Genomic DNA, 15,334 nt, shown 5'->3' with positions numbered 1-15,334 from the left:
TCGCCGCGCGTCAGGTGAACCGGAACCAGCGCAGCGCGGCCAGCGCCGCGACGGCGCCCCACACCGCCAGCACGACGATCCCGAACCAGTCCACCGACAGGGCCATCGCCCGCGACAGGGCCTCGGTCAGCGCGCCCGACGGGGTCAGCCGGGCCGCCCACTTGACCCCGGTGGGGATGATCCCGCTCTCCACCGTCAGCGCGCCGAGCCCCGCGAACACGAACCACAGCAGGTTGGCGACCGCGAGCACGATCTCGGCGCGCAGCGTCCCCCCGAGCAGCAGGCCGAGGGCCGCGAAGCAGGCGGTGCCCAGCGCGATCACCGCCGCGCCCAGCGCCAGCGCCGGCGGGGCGGGCCGCCAGCCGAGTGCAAACCCGATGGCGCCCAACAGGATCGCCTGCAGGAACACCACGGTGACCACGGCCAGCGACTTGCCGGCGATGATGCCCCAGACCGGCAGCGGGGTCGCGCCCAGCCGCTTGAGGGCGCCGTAGCGGCGGTCGAAGGCGACCGCGATGGCCTGGCCGGTGAACGCGGTCGAGATCACCGCGAGGGCCATGATGACCGGGACGAAGGTGGCGGCCCGGTTGTGTCCGAAGGAGCCGAAGGGCAGCAGCGTCAGGCCGACCAGCAGCGTGATCGGGATGAACATGGTCAGCAGCAACTGCTCGCCGTTGCGCAGCAGCAGCTTGAGCTCCAGGCCGAACTGCGCGGCCAGCATCCGCGGCACGGCGTTCGGCCGCGGGTCGGGGGTGAAGGTCCCCGCGGGGAAGACGTTCGATTCGGTCACTGCCGCAACTTCCTGCCGGTGAGGTCGAGGAACACGTCCTCGAGGCTGCGCTGCTCGACGCGCATGTCGGTGGCCAGCACGTCGATGCGCGCGCACCACGCCGTCACGGTGGCCAGCACCTGCGGATCCACCCGGCCCTCGACCATATACTCGCCGGGCGTCACCTCGCTGGCCCGGTAGTCCTCCGGCAGGGCGGCGGTCAGCAGGGACAGGTCGAGCCGCGGCGGCGCCGTGAACCGCAGCTCGTCCTTGGCGCCGGTGCGCATCAGCTCGGCCGGCGTGCCCGCGGCCACCGTCGCGCCGTGGTCGATGATGACCAGCCGATCGGCGAGCTCCTCGGCCTCCTTGAGCTGATGGGTGGTCAGCAGCACCGTCACGCCGTCGCGGCGCAGCGCGTTGATCAGTTCCCAGACCAGCAGCCGGGCGTGCGCGTCCATGCCCGCGGTGGGTTCGTCGAGGAAGACCAGCTCGGGGCGGCCGACCAGCGCACAGGCCAGCGCGAGCCGCTGTTGTTGCCCGCCGGACAGCCGCCGGTAGGTGGTGCGGGCGGCGTCGGTGAGGCCGAGGGTGTCCAGCAGCCACGCCGGGTCCAGCGGGTCGGCGGCGTACGAGGCGACCAGGTTCAGCATTTCGCCGGCCCGCGCGCTGGGGTAGCCGCCGCCGCCCTGCAGCATCACGCCGATGCGGGTGCGCAGGCGGGCGTTGTCGGCGATCGGGTCCAGCCCGAGCACCTCGATGGTGCCGGCGTCCGGGCGCACGAAGCCCTCGCACATTTCGACCGTGGTGGTCTTGCCGGCGCCGTTGGGGCCCAGCAGGGCGAGCACTTCGGCCGCGTGCACCTCGAGGTCGAGATCGTCGACGGCCGTGGTGGTTCCGTAGTGCTTGGTCACGCCGCGCAGTCGCACGACTGTTTCAGGAACGTCCGAGCTCACGAGCGCCGCTCTCCCCCGCTAGCGGGAGGTGCCCCCACCTCATCGCTTCGTCCCCCGCAAGCGGGCGGTACCCCCACTGCATCGTCGTCGGCGCGGCTCACGTGGAATCAGCGTAGGCGTCAGGCGCCGCCTCCGAACGAGGGGTGGCTCGGGCGGTCTGCGCCGCCTCGGGTGCCGGTTCGCTCCCGGCGGGCCCCGCCGGCATTTCGGCGCCCTCGGCCGGGAGCCGCCGCCACGGCAAGCGGGTGTAGGTCAGCGCGATGAGCGCGGCCACGATGACGGTGCTGGCCAGCGTGGCGTCCACGATCTGGAACAGCGCGAAGCGATCCCCGTTGGCCGTCGGCCCGAAGATGCCGACGACGAGGGTGATCACGATGACCGCCGCCCGGAAACCGCTGCGGGTCGCCCAGGCGGCCAGCGGAATGATCGCCCACAACAGGTACCAGGGCTGCACGACGGGGAACAGCAGCACGGTGACGCCCAGGGCCACGCCCAGCCCACCGATCGGGTGCAGCCGCCCGCGGAAGACCGCGATCAGCAGCCAGCCCACCATCACCATGATGATCAGCACGCCGATCGCGCGGGTGAGCCCGAGCACCGCGGTGGTGTGATCGCCGAGCCCGAGCAGGATGCCGACCTGCCCGGTGCCCAGCGCCAGCAGCGTCGGGGGGGACATCCAGCTGCGCACCACGTTGGCGGTGCCCAGCGTGTAGATCCAGCCGAACCCCAGGCCGCTGGCCCAGCCGACGGCGCCCATCACCGCCAGGGCGAGCGCCGACATCGCCCCGCCCGACAGCAGCAGCGCCTTCAGCGTGCCCCCGCAGCGGCAGGCCAGGGCCATCGTGACGAAGCCGAGCGCCAGCAGGGACGGCAGTTTCACCTGCGACGACAGCACGATTAGGACCGCGCCGGCGACCAGCATGCCCAGCGGTTCCCAGTCGGGACCCGGCTTCCAGGAGGGCGGAAACAGCCGTGGCGAGCTGATGCCGCGCAGCGCGAACTCGGCGCCGGCCAGCATCAGCCCCAGCATCAGCGCCTCGTTGTGGACGCCGGCGACCAGATGCATGATCAGCAGCGGGTTGGCCGCGCCCAGCCACAGCGCGCTGACCTCGGCGACGCCGCAGCGCCGGGCCAGCCGCGGGGTCGCCCACACGATCAGGGCCACGCCGACCAGCTCGACCAGCCGGTGACACAACACGGCGGCGACGATGTTCTCCCCGGTGATCGCGGAGATGCCGCGGCCGATCCACAGGAACAGCGGGCCGTAAGGCGCCGGCGTCTCCCGCCACAGGGTGGGGACCGACAGCGTGAAGACGTGCGAGAGCCCGAGCCCGGACGCCGGACCCACCCGGTAGGGGTCGAGGCCCTCCAGGGAGATCTGGCTCTGCGCCAGGTAGGAGTAGACGTCCTTGCTGTACATCGGCGGCGCGATCAGCAGCGGCAGCGTCCACAGCAGCAGGGTGCGGTCCAGGTCGCCGCGGGACATCCGCCTGCTGCCCAGCGCGAACCGGCCGAGCATCAGCCAGGCGAGCGCCATCATGACCGCGCCCGTCGTCGTCATCGTCAGCGACACCGTCTGGATGCGGGACGGCAGGTTGAGCAGCCGCACCCCGAACGTGGGGTCCTGCACGACGGGCCGGGCCCCGGCGCCGAGCGCGCCGATGGCCATCAGGATCGTGCCGGTGGCTCCGAAGAGGCGGGTGCGCTGCAGCGCGGTGAGCTCGGTATGGTTCAGCGGCGTGCCCACCGCCTGCTCGTCGCCATGCAAGCTGGCGATCGACGAGCTCAGCGCGTGGTGGCGGGCTGCCATCAGAGCAGCGTAGCCGCCGGGGTCGCCGGGCTCGCCCGCCAACCCGGCGGCGATCGCAAGCACGGCGCAGTGGTTCGCCGCGCTGTACCGAGTGTGACCAGCGCAACGCCCGATCAGGGCACCCTTGGTAGACCGATCCCCGGAATTGCGTCACACTGGTGTTGTGAAAATCCAGACCGGCTTCGACGACGCTGCCGTGGGCGCGGCGGCCGCCGCGGTGCCGGATGGTCACACCCGTCGCGCCATCGTGCGCCTGCTCGTGGAGTCCGGAACGATCACCGCCGGCGAGATCGGCGACCGGCTCGGGCTGGCGGCCGCCGGCGTGCGGCGTCACCTCGACGCCCTGATCGAGGCGGGCGACGCCGAGTCGGTGCCCGCCGCGGCCTGGCAACAGGCCGGGCGCGGCCGTCCCGCCAAGCGCTTCCGGCTGACCGCCGCGGGACGGGCCAAGCTCAACCACGCGTACGACGACCTGGCGTCGGCGGCCATGCGGCAACTGCGGGAGATCGGCGGGGAGGACGCCGTGCGCGCGTTCGCCCGGCGCCGCATCGACGCGATCCTGGCCGGTGTGCCGGCGGCGGACAGCGCGGACGACGCCGAGGTCGAGGCGGCCGCCGAACGGGTGGCCGGCGCGCTGACCAAGGCCGGCTACGTCGCCACCACGACACGTGTCGGCGGCCCGATCCACGGCGTGCAGATCTGCCAGCACCACTGCCCGGTGTCGCACGTCGCCGAGGAATTCCCCGAGTTGTGTGAAGCCGAGCAGCAGGCCATGGCCGAGGTGCTCGGAACCCACGTGCAGCGGTTGGCGACCATCGTCAACGGGGACTGCGCCTGCACCACGCACGTGCCTCTCACGGTCCCTAGTTCGAAGGCGCCCAGCCCGCGCCCCCACCCCACGAGCATCGAAGGAGCGTCGCTATGACCCTCACGCCAGAGGCCCAGAAGACTGCGGCCGAGCCGTTGACCCAGGAGCAGACGATCGCCTCGCTGGGTCGCTACGGCTACGGCTGGGCGGACACCGACGTCGCGGGGGCCAGCGCGCAGCGCGGGCTGTCCGAGGCGGTGGTGCGTGACATCTCGGCGAAGAAGAACGAGCCGGACTGGATGCTGCAGACCCGGCTCAAGGCGCTGCGCATCTTCGACCGCAAGCCGATGCCGACGTGGGGCTCCAACCTCGGGGGCATCGACTTCGACAACATCAAGTACTTCGTGCGGTCCACCGAGAAGCAGGCCGCCAGCTGGGATGACCTGCCCGAGGACATCCGCAACACCTACGACAAGCTGGGCATCCCGGAGGCCGAGAAGCAGCGCCTGGTCGCCGGTGTGGCCGCACAGTACGAGTCCGAGGTGGTCTACCACCAGATCCGCGAGGACCTGGAGGCCCAGGGCGTCATCTTCCTCGACACCGACACCGGGCTGCGGGAACATCCCGAGCTGTTCCAGCAGCACTTCGGCACCGTGATCCCCGCGGGGGACAACAAGTTCTCCGCCCTGAACACCGCGGTGTGGAGCGGCGGATCGTTCATCTACGTGCCGCCCGGCGTGCACGTCGACATTCCGTTGCAGGCCTACTTCCGGATCAACACCGAGAACATGGGCCAGTTCGAGCGGACGCTGATCATCGTCGACGAAGACGCCTACGTGCATTACGTGGAGGGCTGCACCGCCCCCATCTACACGTCGGACTCGCTGCACTCGGCGGTGGTGGAGATCATCGTCAAACCCGGCGGCCGTTGCCGCTACACCACGATTCAGAACTGGTCGAACAACGTCTACAACCTGGTCACCAAGCGGGCCCGCGCCGAAGCCGGCGCGACCATGGAGTGGGTCGACGGCAACATCGGCTCCAAGGTGACCATGAAATACCCGGCGGTCTGGATGACCGGGGAGCACGCCAAGGGCGAGGTGCTGTCGGTGGCGTTCGCCGGCGAGGGCCAGCACCAGGACGCCGGCGCCAAGATGCTGCACCTGGCGCCGAACACGTCGAGCAACATCGTCTCCAAGTCGGTGGCCCGCGGCGGCGGCCGCACTTCCTACCGCGGCCTGGTCCAGGTGAACAAGGGCGCGCACGGATCCCGATCCAGCGTGAAATGCGATGCGCTGCTGGTCGATACGATCAGCCGCAGCGACACCTACCCCTACGTCGACATCCGTGAGGACGACGTCACGATGGGGCATGAGGCCACCGTGTCCAAGGTCAGCGACAACCAGCTGTTCTACCTGATGAGCCGCGGCCTGACCGAGGACGAGGCGATGGCGATGGTGGTGCGCGGCTTCGTCGAGCCGATCGCCAAGGAGCTGCCGATGGAATACGCCCTCGAGCTCAACCGGCTGATCGAGCTGCAGATGGAAGGTGCGGTCGGCTAGTGACGGGATTGACTGAGGCGGTTGAGGGTTCGGCCCTCGCCGCGGCCAACAAGGGCGAGCTGTTCGCGTCGTTCGACGTGGACGCCTTCGAGGTGCCCAGCGGGCGGGACGAGATCTGGCGGTTCACCCCGTTGCGCCGGCTGCGCGGCCTGCACGACGGCTCCGCTCGGGCCACGGGCGTGGCGCGGATCGACGTCAGCGAACAGCCCGGGGTGCGGGTCGAGACCATCCGCCGCGGCGACGAGCGGCTCGGCCGTGGCGGTGTTCCCACCGACCGGGTTGCCGCGCAAGCGTTTTCGTCGTTCAATTCCGCGACGCTGGTGAGCGTCGGGCGCGACACCCAGGTCGCCGAACCGGTCAACATCACCGTCACCGGCCCCGGGGCCGGCGCGGTCGCCTACGGGCACCTGCAGATCAGCGTCGCCGAGCTCGGCGAGGCGGTCGTGGTGATCGACCATCGGGGGAGCGGAACCTACGCCGACAACGTCGAATTAATCGTCGACGACGCCGCCCGGCTGACCGTGGTGTGGATCGCGGACTGGGCCGACGACATGGTGCACCTGTCCGCCCAGCACGCCCGGCTGGGCAAGGACGCGGTGCTGCGGCACGTGGCCGTCACCCTGGGCGGCGAGGTGGTGCGCATGTCGGCCAACGTGCGGTACGCCGCGCCGGGCGGGGACGCCGAGCTGCTCGGGTTGTACTTCGCCGACGACGGGCAGCACCTCGAGTCGCGGCTGCTTGTCGACCACGCGCAACCCAACTGCAAGTCCAATGTGCTGTACAAGGGTGCGCTGCAGGGCGATCCGGCTTCGCAGCGCCCCGACGCGCACACCGTCTGGGTGGGCGACGTGCTGATCCGCGCCGAGGCCACCGACACCGAAACCTTCGAGGTCAACCGCAACCTGGTGCTCACCGACGGCGCGCGCGCCGACTCGGTGCCCAACCTGGAGATCGAAACCGGCGAGATCGTCGGCGCCGGACATGCCAGCGCCACCGGGCGTTTCGACGACGAGCAGCTGTTCTACCTGCGTGCCCGCGGCATCCCCGAAGACCAGGCCCGCCGGCTGGTGGTGCGCGGCTTCTTCGGCGAGATCATCGCCAAGATCGCCGTGCCCGAGATCCGGGAACGCCTGACCGCGGCCATCGAACACGAACTGGAAATCACGGAGAAGACAACAGCCCTATGACCACACTCGAGATCAAAGACCTGCACGTCAGCGTCGAAGACCCCAACGCCCCCGAGGGCAGCCGCGAGATCCCGATCCTCAACGGCGTCAACCTCACCGTGAAGTCCGGTGAGACGCACGCGGTGATGGGCCCCAACGGCTCGGGCAAGTCCACGCTGTCCTACGCCATCGCCGGTCACCCGAAGTACACGGTGACCTCCGGGTCGATCACGCTGGACGGCCAGAACGTGCTGGACATGAGCGTCGACGAGCGTGCCCGCGCCGGGTTGTTCCTGGCCATGCAGTACCCCGTCGAGGTGCCCGGCGTGTCGATGTCGAACTTCCTGCGCAGCGCCGCCACCGCCGTCCGCGGCGAGCCGCCGAAGCTGCGGCACTGGGTCAAGGAGGTCAAGGCCGCCATGTCCGACCTCGACATCGACCCGGCGTTCGCCGAACGCAGCGTCAACGAAGGGTTTTCCGGCGGCGAGAAGAAGCGCCACGAGATCCTGCAGCTGGGGCTGCTCAAGCCCAAGATCGCCATCCTCGACGAGACCGACTCCGGCCTGGACGTCGACGCGCTGCGGGTGGTCAGTGAGGGCGTGAACCGCTATGCGGAGTCCGAGCACGGCGGCATCCTGCTGATCACCCACTACACCCGGATCCTGCGTTACATCCGGCCGCAGTTCGTGCACGTGTTCGTCGGGGGCCGGATCGTCGAATCCGGCGGTCCGGAGCTGGCCGACGAGCTCGAGGAGAACGGCTACGTGCGCTTCACCGAAGCGGCGGCTGCAGGAGCGTAAGCATGACACCACTGGACGTCGACGCCATCCGCGCCGACTTTCCGATCCTGAAGCGCACCATGCGCGGCGGAAAGCAGTTGGCGTACCTGGATTCCGGCGCGACGTCGCAGCGGCCGCTGCAGGTGCTCGACGCCGAGCGCGAGTTCCTGATCACCTCCAACGGGGCGGTGCACCGCGGCGCGCACCAGCTGATGGAGGAGGCGACCGACGCCTACGAGCAGGGCCGCGCGGACATCGCCGCGTTCGTCGGCGCCGGCGCCGACGAACTGGTGTTCACCCGCAACGCCACCGAGGCGCTCAACCTGTCCTCGTATGTGCTGGGCGACAAGAGGTTCGATCGCGCCGTCGGCGAGGGAGACGTCATCGTCACCACCGAGCTCGAGCACCACGCCAACATCGTTCCGTGGCAGGAGCTGGCCCGCCGCAGCGGTGCCACGCTGCGCTGGTACGGCGTGACCGACGACGGGCGCATCGACCTGGACTCGCTGGAGCTCGACGAGCGGGTGAAGATCGTTGCTTTCAGCCATCATTCGAACGTGACCGGCGCGGTGGCGCCGGTGGCCGAACTGGTCGGGCGCGCCAAGGCGGTGGGCGCCGTGACGGTGCTGGACGCCTGCCAGTCGGTGCCGCACCAGCCGGTCGACCTGCACGCCCTCGACGTCGACTTCGCCGCGTTCTCCGGTCACAAGATGTTGGCCCCCAACGGTGTCGGCGTGCTCTACGCCCGGCGCCAGCTGTTGTCGGAGCTGCCGCCGTTCCTGACCGGCGGGTCGATGATCGAGACGGTCACCATGGAGTCGTCGACGTATGCGCCGGCGCCGCAACGCTTCGAGGCGGGCACACCGATGACCTCCCAGGTGGTCGGGTTGGGCGCGGCCGCACGCTACCTGGGCGCCATCGGCATGGCGGCGGTGGAGGCGCACGAGCGCGAGCTGGTCGCCGCGGCCATCGACGGCCTGTCGGGCATCGACGGCGTGCGGATCGTCGGCCCGACCGTGATGGAAAACCGTGGTTCGCCGGTCTCTTTCGTCGTCGACGGTGTGCACGCGCACGACGTCGGGCAGGTGCTCGACGACGAGGGTGTCGCGGTGCGTGTGGGGCACCACTGCGCGATGCCGCTGCATCGCCGGTTCGGCCTGGCGGCCACCGCCCGGGCGTCGTTCGCGGTATACAACACCGCCGAGGAGGTCCAGCGGCTGGTGGCCGGCGTGCGGCGGGCCCTCGAATTCTTCGGGAGAGACTGACGGTGCGCCTCGAGCAGATGTATCAGGACGTGATCCTGGACCACTACAAGCATCCGCAGCACCGCGGGCTGCGCGAGCCGTTCGGCGCGCAGGTCTCCCACGTGAACCCCGTCTGCGGCGACGAGGTGACGCTGCGGGTCGCGCTCTCCGACGACGGTCAGCGCGTCGCGGACGTCTCCTATGACGGGCAGGGCTGCTCGATCAGCCAGGCGGCCACCTCGGTGCTCACCCAGCAGGTCATCGGTCAGACGGTGCCCGAGGCGCTGCGCACCGTCGCGGCGTTCACCGACATGGTGTCCTCCCGCGGCACCATCGAGGGCGACGAGGACGTCCTGGGGGACGGGATCGCGTTCGCAGGAGTCGCCAAATACCCGGCCCGGGTGAAATGTGCGCTGCTGGGCTGGATGGCGTTCAAAGATGCGCTGGCCCAGGCCTGCTCGGACAGGGGCGCGGACTTCGAGGAGGAGAAGGATGAGCGAGACCGCCGCACCGGGTGACGAATTTCTTGCCGACCTCGAGGAGGCGATGCGTGACGTCGTCGACCCCGAGTTGGGCATCAACGTCGTCGATCTCGGACTGGTCTACGGCCTGAACGTCGAGGACGGCGACGAGGGAACCGTCGCCCTGATCGACATGACGCTGACCTCGGCGGCCTGCCCGCTGACCGACGTCATCGAGGACCAGTCGCGCAGTGCGCTGGTCAGCAGCGGGCTGGTGGACGACCTGCGGATCAACTGGGTGTGGAACCCGCCGTGGGGCCCGGACAAGATCACCGAAGACGGGCGCGAACAACTGCGCGCCCTCGGCTTCACCGTCTGAACCGCTCCGCCGCTAAAGGTGGAAGGGCAGGTGCGGCAGGTGCAGATGGTGGTGGTGGTGGCGCCCCATCGGCGGGCAGGTTTGCAGGCTGATGGTGACCGCATGCAGCACGCCGGCATCCTGAATTCCCTGCGCCCCCATGCACTTTCCGTTAGCGATCGCACGAGCGTCCGTCGGCGTCTGCAGCTGGTATGACGTGGAGTTGGCGACCGTCACATTGGTGGGGGCCGCCCGCGCACCGATGCCGCTGACCGCGATGGTGTCGCCGGAGACCGAGGTGACCGTGCCGTAGAAGCCGACCGGCGGCGGGCACTTGCCGTCGACGGCGGAGGTGATCGTGACCGACTGCGCCGTGATCGCGCCACCGGTCGGGGCGCTCTGCGGGGTGGCGCGCACGTTGACGCAGCTGCCCGGGGTGACGTCGGTCAGCTTGGCCGGGGCTGCCTGCACCACCCGCGTCGACGGCGCGAAGTCCACCGTCGCGCTCCCGGTTCGGGTGCGGAGCTGGATCGTGCCGCCCGACACCGACTCGATCAGCCCCTCGACGTGGTCCTTGGCCGCGGGCGGGGGCGCGGGGGGCGGCGCGGCGTTCGGCGCGGGGCCGGCCGGCGTCACCGCCGGCTTGGCGGGACTCGTGGTCGTTGTGTCGTTCGAACCGCACATGGCGACGCACAGCGCGATCACCGCGACGACGGCCACGAGCGCGAGCCGGGCGAGCCGGGGCTTCACCGACGTGGCTGGCATCGTCACATCTCCGATCGCGCGGTTAGTCGTCAACGGATACCCAGGTGAGCGCGGCCATCACGACCGCGCTCACCTGGGTGACGGTGATTTCAGTGTCCGGTGCCGCGATCAGCCGCCCTGCCCGGGAGGCTTGGGCTTGCCGCACTTGCCGTCGTTGGCCTGCCGCACGTTGATGCTGGTCGCCTGCAGCGCGCCCGCGCTGTCCATCGTTCCGCGCGCCCAGACGCACTTGCCCTGCGCGATCGCGTCCGTGGTGGCGGAGGACCGCTTCATGTACTTCGTCTTGTCGTCGACCGTCACGGCCGTCTGCGTGGTATTGCCGCTGGGGTCGGTGCCGGTGACGTTGATGGTGTTACCCGACACCGACGCCACCGAACCCCGGATGGCGGCCGGCTTCGGGGCCGGCGCCGGTGACCCCGGGGGCGGCGCCGGCGTGGTGGAGCTCGGAGCCTGCCCCGCCGGCTTGGCCGGGCACGCTCCGTTGACGGACGGGCTGATCTTCACGGACGCCGCGGTCACGGGCTGACCGCCCTGGGCTTCCCCGGCGGGCCGCACGGTCACGCAGCTGCCCGAGGTGACGTCGGTCAGCGCGGCAGGCATGGTCTCGGTGACCTTGGTGGTGGAGGTGAAGTTCACCGCGGCGGTGGAGTTGTCCTGCTTGGTGACCTGGATCGAGTTGCCCGCCACCGACGCGATCATGCCGCTGACCCGGGCTTCGCCGGTGGCCGGCGCCGGCGATGTGGTCGTCGAAGTCACCACCGACGTGGACGTCGATGTCGACGTGGTCGGACTCGACTTGTTGGACGAACCGCACGCGGCGAGGGACAGCGCGGCGACCCCGGCGACCCCGAGGATCGCCACCCGGGTGAGCCGAGGGGTTGGACAGCTGGCAGACATCAACGTTTCTCCCATCGTGGTTGGACCCGACGGAATGGGTATTACCGGTTGAAGCTGTAAGTAACCTGTGTGTAACGCCAGGGGGATCAGAACGCCTGCTCGGGAACGCGCATGACGTCGTCGTCGATCGATTCGATGACTTTGCGCAGCGACACGAGTCTCGGCAGCATGTTCTTGGCGAAGAACGCCGCGGTCGCGACCTTGCCCCGATAGAACGCCGCGTCGTTCCCGGACGCTTCCGCCAGCGCGGCGTGCGCGACGCCGGCCTGCACCAGCAGCCGCCAGCCGATGAGCAGGTCGCCGACCGCGAGCAGGTACCGCACCGATCCCAGCCCGACCTTGTAGATCTCGGTGGGGTGCTGCGCGGCGGACATCAAGTAGCCGGTCAACGCGCCGGTCATCGCCGTGACCTCGTCGAGCGCGGTCTGCAGCAGCTCGGCCTGCGGTTTGAGCGCCTCGTCGCAGCCGTCGATCGTCGCGGTGATCTGAGCCGTCACGAACTGCAGCGCCTGGCCGCGGTCGCGGACGATCTTGCGGAAGAAGAAGTCCAGCGCCTGGATGGCCGTGGTTCCCTCGTAGAGCGAGTCGATCTTGGCGTCCCGGATGTACTGCTCGAGCGGATAGTCCTGCAGGAAGCCCGAACCGCCGAGCGTCTGCAGTGACTCGGTCAGGACCTCGTAGGCCCGTTCCGAGCTCACCCCCTTGACGATCGGCAGCAGGAGGTCGTCCACGCGGTGCGCCATCTCGTGGTCGGCTCGCGAAACATGTTGTGCCACCGTGTCGTCCTGGTGTGCGGCGGCGTACATGTACAACGCGCGCAACCCCTCGGCGTAAGCCTTCTGCGTCATCAGGCTGCGCCGCACGTCCGGGTGGTGCATGATCGTCACCCGCGGCGCGGTCTTGTCCGCCATCTGCGTGAGGTCCGCGCCCTGCACCCGCTCCTTGGCGAAGGCCAGCGCGTTCAGGTAGCCGGTGGACAGGGTTCCGGCGGCCTTGACGCCGATCGTCATGCGCGCGTGCTCGATCACGGTGAACATCTGCGCGATCCCGTTGTGCACGTCGCCGACGAGGTACCCGACGGCGGGGACATCGGTTGCGCCGAAGGTCATTTCGCATGTCGGGGACGACTTGATGCCCATCTTGTGTTCCAGCCCGGTGGCGAAAACCCCGTTGCGGGGCCCGAGTTCGAAGGTTTCCGGGTCGAACAGGAACTTCGGCACGTAGAACAGGCTCAGCCCCTTGGTTCCCGGTCCCGCGCCCTCCGGCCGGGCCAGCACCAGGTGGAAGATGTTCTCGGCGGTGTCGCCGACGTCACCGCCGGAGATGAACCGCTTGACCCCCTCGATGTGCCAGGTTCCGTCGGGTTGCTCGATGGCCTTCGCGCGGCCGGCGCCGACGTCCGAGCCCGCGTCGGGCTCCGTGAGCACCATGGTGGCCGCCCAGCCGCGTTCAACGCCCTCGGCCGCCCAGCGCCGTTGCTCCTCGTTGCCCTCGACGTAGAGGGCCTGGGCCATCAACGGTCCGAGGCAGAAGAAGTTCGCAGAAGGGTTGGCGCAGATGATCATTTCGTTCACCGCCCACGCGAGCGGCGGTGGTGCGGCCATGCCGCCGATTTGTTCGTCCAGCATCAGCCGCCACCAACCGGCCTCCTTGATCGCGTGCACGGTCTTGGCCAATTCCTCCGGCACGCTGATCGAGTGCTCGGCCGGGTCAAAGACCGGCGGGTTGCGGTCGGCCGAGGCAAAGGTTTCCGCCACCGGGCCCTCGGCCAGGCGCGCGGCCTCGGCCAGGATGGTTCGGGCGGTTTCCTCGTCGAGGTCGCTGTAGTGTCCGTCGCCCAGCACGGCGCCCACCCCGAGCACTTCGAACAGGTTGAACTCGAGATCACGGACGTTAGCGATGTAGTGGCCCAACGCGATTCCCTCACTGGTCTCCGAGGCGGCGGATCGTCCGCCTCAGTGTGTCCGACGTGGGAAAACGTACGCAACCGTAACCTACGGCGGGCCGCGGGCGGGTTACGCGCCGATGTCGTCGCGGCGAACCGGCCGCAAGCCCGCTTCCGTTGCGCGCGAGGCAAACCCGGCGGCGGGGCCCGGCTGAGCCGGTCGCCCCCGGGTCTGTGCCGGCGTCGCCCGGGCGCGGCGGGTGTCCGCCCCGGGAACATCACGCCGCGTTCCGGCGTTGTGGCAAATGTGACAACACTCGATCTCACTGCTGAGAAATTCAACGAAACCATCGAGGGCAACGACATCGTGCTCGTCGATTTCTGGGCGTCCTGGTGCGGGCCATGCCGCCAGTTCGGGCCCACTTTCCAGGCGTCCTCGGAGAAGCACCCCGACATCGTGCACGCCAAGGTCGACACCGAGGCCGAGCAGCAGCTGGCCGCCGCCGCCCAGATCCGGTCCATCCCCACGCTGATGGCCTTCAAGAAGGGCAAACTGCTGTTCAACCAGCCCGGCGCGCTGCCGCCGGCGGCCCTCGAAGACCTGGTGCAGCAGGTCAAGGCGTTCGACGTCGACGCGGCGATCGCCGAGCAAGGCGAGTAGCAGCCCCCTGGCTTCCCGCCGTCGAAGACGGCGGGAACCGGCTAGCGCCGGTCGCCCCGTCGGTGTCCGACGTGACTCACATGCCCACGGCGGCCGGCAACGTTTCGCCGGAAACTGACCCGCCGCGGGGCCCCTCCGCCCTATGGGCGACGCGGCAGCTGAGCCCCAACTGGGACGCGGGCAGAGCTGCCAGCGCGCCGAGGAACAGCAGGCAATCTTCTTTGAAGCCGTCGAGGCGTGCTCGGAGCATGGGCTTCCTTAAAACGAGGGGCATTCATAGATACCCGGCCACCCGCGCCGGCAAACTTAGAGGTTTCTCCAAACCGTGAGCCAGAAACTGGAGGATCCCGCCAGCATCCGGGCCCTCCGGCTCACGCGCTAGGTTGCTTTAGTGAGTCTGGTACTGGTGGAGCACCCGCGGCCCGGCGTCGCGCTGATAACCCTCAATCGGCCCGAGCGGATGAACTCCATGGCCTTCGACGTCATGGTGCCGCTCAAGGAGGCGCTGGAGAAGGTCAGGTACGACAATTCGGTGCGCGTCGTCGTGCTGACCGGTGCCGGCCGGGGGTTCTCGTCGGGCGCCGACCACAAGTCCGCGGGCTCGGTGCCGCACGTGGAGGGGCTGACCCGCCCGACGTACGCGCTGCGCTCCATGGAGGTCCTCGACGAGGTCATCCTGGGTCTGCGCCGCCTGCATCAGCCGGTGATCGCTGCGGTCAACGGCCCGGCCATCGGCGGCGGGCTGTGTCTGGCGCTGGCCGCCGACATCAGGGTCGCCGCCACCGGCGCGTACTTTCGCGCGGCCGGCATCAACAACGGGCTGACCGCCAGCGAGCTGGGGCTGAGCTACCTGCTGCCCCGGGCCATCGGCTCCTCGCGCGCGTTCGAAATCATGCTGACGGGCCGCGACGTCACGGCCGAGGAGGCCGAGCGCATCGGGCTGGTGTCGTGCCAGGTGCCCGACGAGCAGCTGCTGGACACCTGCTACGCGATCGCGGCGCGGATAGCCGCGTTCTCCCGGCCGGGAATCGAGTTGACCAAGCGCACACTGTGGACTGGGCTGGACGCCGGTAGCCTGGAAGGGCACATGCAAGCCGAAGGCTTGGGTCAGCTGTTCGTTCGTCTGCTCACCGCCAACTTCGAAGAGGCGGTTGCCGCGCGCGCGGAGCGACGCCCGCCGGTGTTCACCGACGACAAGTAGCCAACGACAAGGGAG

General features: G+C 69.6%; 16 protein-coding genes and 1 pseudogene. 9 read left to right on the top strand and 8 right to left on the bottom strand.

What is annotated here, in order from left to right:
- Positions 1-10: 10 nt before the first annotated feature.
- The 4 genes and pseudogenes from HMPREF0591_RS26590 to mptB all read right to left on the bottom strand — a co-directional run bounded on the left by HMPREF0591_RS26590 (position 11) and on the right by mptB (position 3,532).
- Complete coding sequence (locus tag HMPREF0591_RS26590) at positions 11-790, bottom strand: ABC transporter permease (RefSeq protein ID WP_007171867.1); 780 nt, start codon at positions 788-790, stop codon at positions 11-13.
- Complete coding sequence (locus HMPREF0591_RS26585; protein ID WP_007171866.1) at positions 787-1,722, bottom strand: ABC transporter ATP-binding protein; 936 nt, start codon at positions 1,720-1,722, stop codon at positions 787-789. The genes HMPREF0591_RS26590 and HMPREF0591_RS26585 overlap by 4 nt, the downstream gene beginning before the upstream one ends.
- Before the next feature lies 1 nt (position 1,723).
- Positions 1,724-1,823 (bottom strand): annotated as a pseudogene (locus HMPREF0591_RS34745) (hypothetical protein); the annotation flags it as partial.
- A complete protein-coding gene (gene mptB / locus HMPREF0591_RS26580) occupies positions 1,820-3,532 on the bottom strand; it encodes a polyprenol phosphomannose-dependent alpha 1,6 mannosyltransferase MptB (protein WP_040624198.1) in 1,713 nt (570 codons plus the stop codon). The pseudogene HMPREF0591_RS34745 and the gene mptB, both read right to left, overlap by 4 nt.
- Positions 3,533-3,644: 112 nt before the next feature.
- On the opposite strand from mptB, the gene HMPREF0591_RS26575 reads away from it, so the two are divergent.
- From HMPREF0591_RS26575 to HMPREF0591_RS26545, 7 genes are read left to right on the top strand one after another with little or no spacing between them, the layout of a single operon-like run.
- Positions 3,645-4,457, top strand: coding sequence for a helix-turn-helix transcriptional regulator (locus HMPREF0591_RS26575; protein WP_170826135.1), 813 nt, complete (start codon positions 3,645-3,647; stop codon positions 4,455-4,457).
- A complete protein-coding gene (gene sufB, locus HMPREF0591_RS26570; protein WP_007171863.1) occupies positions 4,454-5,902 on the top strand; it encodes a Fe-S cluster assembly protein SufB in 1,449 nt (482 codons plus the stop codon). Before HMPREF0591_RS26575 ends, sufB begins: the two co-directional genes overlap by 4 nt.
- The gene (sufD, locus tag HMPREF0591_RS26565) at positions 5,902-7,089 is read left to right on the top strand and encodes a Fe-S cluster assembly protein SufD (protein WP_007171862.1); all 1,188 of its coding nucleotides are present in this window, start codon (positions 5,902-5,904) and stop codon (positions 7,087-7,089) included. Before sufB ends, sufD begins: the two co-directional genes overlap by 1 nt.
- A complete protein-coding gene (gene sufC, locus HMPREF0591_RS26560) occupies positions 7,086-7,868 on the top strand; it encodes a Fe-S cluster assembly ATPase SufC (protein WP_007171861.1) in 783 nt (260 codons plus the stop codon). Before sufD ends, sufC begins: the two co-directional genes overlap by 4 nt.
- Before the next feature lie 2 nt (positions 7,869-7,870).
- The gene (locus HMPREF0591_RS26555; protein ID WP_007171860.1) at positions 7,871-9,112 is read left to right on the top strand and encodes a cysteine desulfurase; all 1,242 of its coding nucleotides are present in this window, start codon (positions 7,871-7,873) and stop codon (positions 9,110-9,112) included.
- On the top strand, positions 9,109-9,609 hold the full coding sequence (gene sufU / locus HMPREF0591_RS26550; RefSeq protein WP_085981742.1) for a Fe-S cluster assembly sulfur transfer protein SufU: 501 nt from the start codon (positions 9,109-9,111) through the stop codon (positions 9,607-9,609). The genes HMPREF0591_RS26555 and sufU overlap by 4 nt, the downstream gene beginning before the upstream one ends.
- On the top strand, positions 9,584-9,931 hold the full coding sequence (locus HMPREF0591_RS26545) for a metal-sulfur cluster assembly factor (RefSeq protein ID WP_007171858.1): 348 nt from the start codon (positions 9,584-9,586) through the stop codon (positions 9,929-9,931). The genes sufU and HMPREF0591_RS26545 overlap by 26 nt, the downstream gene beginning before the upstream one ends.
- A 12-nt stretch (positions 9,932-9,943) precedes the next feature.
- Here HMPREF0591_RS26545 and HMPREF0591_RS26540 read toward each other — a convergent pair whose 3' ends face one another.
- From HMPREF0591_RS26540 to HMPREF0591_RS26525, 3 genes are all read right to left on the bottom strand, one after another.
- Entirely contained in the window at positions 9,944-10,675 is a 732-nt protein-coding gene (locus tag HMPREF0591_RS26540) for a DUF5666 domain-containing protein (protein WP_007171857.1), read from the bottom strand.
- A gap of 108 nt (positions 10,676-10,783) precedes the next feature.
- Positions 10,784-11,572, bottom strand: coding sequence for a DUF5666 domain-containing protein (locus tag HMPREF0591_RS26535; protein WP_007171856.1), 789 nt, complete (start codon positions 11,570-11,572; stop codon positions 10,784-10,786).
- Positions 11,573-11,658: 86 nt separating this feature from the next.
- Positions 11,659-13,485, bottom strand: coding sequence for an acyl-CoA dehydrogenase (locus HMPREF0591_RS26525; RefSeq protein ID WP_007171855.1), 1,827 nt, complete (start codon positions 13,483-13,485; stop codon positions 11,659-11,661).
- Positions 13,486-13,764: 279 nt separating this feature from the next.
- Between HMPREF0591_RS26525 and trxA the strand changes: the two genes are divergently transcribed.
- Complete coding sequence (gene trxA / locus HMPREF0591_RS26520) at positions 13,765-14,118, top strand: thioredoxin (protein WP_007171854.1); 354 nt, start codon at positions 13,765-13,767, stop codon at positions 14,116-14,118.
- Between the two features lie 76 nt (positions 14,119-14,194).
- Here trxA and HMPREF0591_RS26515 read toward each other — a convergent pair whose 3' ends face one another.
- Complete coding sequence (locus HMPREF0591_RS26515) at positions 14,195-14,368, bottom strand: hypothetical protein (protein WP_157137583.1); 174 nt, start codon at positions 14,366-14,368, stop codon at positions 14,195-14,197.
- 141 nt (positions 14,369-14,509) lie between these two features.
- Between HMPREF0591_RS26515 and HMPREF0591_RS26510 the strand changes: the two genes are divergently transcribed.
- Complete coding sequence (locus HMPREF0591_RS26510) at positions 14,510-15,319, top strand: enoyl-CoA hydratase (protein ID WP_007171852.1); 810 nt, start codon at positions 14,510-14,512, stop codon at positions 15,317-15,319.
- The last annotated feature ends 15 nt before the right edge of the window (positions 15,320-15,334 follow it).

Origin of the sequence: Mycobacterium parascrofulaceum ATCC BAA-614 (assembly GCF_000164135.1) — a bacterium.
GTDB lineage: Bacteria > Actinomycetota > Actinomycetes > Mycobacteriales > Mycobacteriaceae > Mycobacterium > Mycobacterium parascrofulaceum.
Note: the sequence above shows the minus strand (reverse complement) of the source record. Positions and strands in the feature narration are given on the sequence as shown.

Bases quoted from the DNA above. Each gene is read 5' to 3' on its own strand.
- mptB (WP_040624198.1), bottom strand. From the start codon at position 3,532: ATGGCAGCCCGCCACCACGCGCTGAGCTCGTCGATCGCCAGCTTGCAT.
- HMPREF0591_RS26535 (WP_007171856.1), bottom strand. From the start codon at position 11,572: ATGTCTGCCAGCTGTCCAACCCCTCGGCTCACCCGGGTGGCGATCCTC.
- sufB (WP_007171863.1), top strand. From the start codon at position 4,454: ATGACCCTCACGCCAGAGGCCCAGAAGACTGCGGCCGAGCCGTTGACC.
- sufC (WP_007171861.1), top strand. From the start codon at position 7,086: ATGACCACACTCGAGATCAAAGACCTGCACGTCAGCGTCGAAGACCCC.
- HMPREF0591_RS26555 (WP_007171860.1), top strand. From the start codon at position 7,871: ATGACACCACTGGACGTCGACGCCATCCGCGCCGACTTTCCGATCCTG.
- HMPREF0591_RS26545 (WP_007171858.1), top strand. From the start codon at position 9,584: ATGAGCGAGACCGCCGCACCGGGTGACGAATTTCTTGCCGACCTCGAG.
- HMPREF0591_RS26540 (WP_007171857.1), bottom strand. From the start codon at position 10,675: ATGCCAGCCACGTCGGTGAAGCCCCGGCTCGCCCGGCTCGCGCTCGTG.
- HMPREF0591_RS26515 (WP_157137583.1), bottom strand. From the start codon at position 14,368: ATGCTCCGAGCACGCCTCGACGGCTTCAAAGAAGATTGCCTGCTGTTC.